Source organism: Oleiphilus sp. HI0123 (assembly GCF_001635315.1).
This window is the reverse complement of sequence record NZ_LWGE01000801.1, coordinates 1-473: the sequence shown is the minus strand read 5'-3', so window position 1 is coordinate 473 and position 473 is coordinate 1. Positions and strand designations below refer to the sequence as shown.

At 42.9% G+C, this 473-nt stretch carries 1 protein-coding gene; it reads right to left on the bottom strand.

The genetic code is table 11. The features are described from left to right. Positions 1 to 454, bottom strand: a 454-nt coding sequence (locus A3761_RS07000; RefSeq protein ID WP_156491698.1) for a response regulator, incomplete at its 3' end; no start/stop codon positions are given. Positions 455 to 473: the final 19 nt, after the last annotated feature.

Sequence of the window (473 nt, the reverse complement as noted above, 5' to 3'; positions counted from 1 at the left end):
CTTGATAAAGGTGTGTCTCAAGTTGCTGTTGAATGTAGCGGCGAGACATTTTGGAGTCGTCTGCTACAAGAATTTTTATATGCTGGTTTTTTTCAAGGCGCTTAATCAGCTTTATGACATACTCGTAAGAGAAGCGGCTTTCTTTTACAACGTAGTCGACGATTCGCTTTTCCAGCATTTTCTCCCTTTTCTCTTCATCGTAATTTCCCGTGAGTACGATGGTGGGGATTTTTTCTGCAATGGTGTAGTCAACGACTTCTCCATCCGGTGCGTCAGGAAGGTTTAGGTCGACCACTGCAACAAGGTACGCATCTGCGCCATTATTTTGAATGTGTTCCTTTGCTTCTGCGAAGGACGTGGCGATGTCAAAAGGGAAGCCAGCATTGCTTTTGTTGATGTGTTTGATGATTTTTACAACAATCGAGCTGTCTTCAACAAGTAAGAATTTTTTCATAGTTGAGGGTACGCTAGTC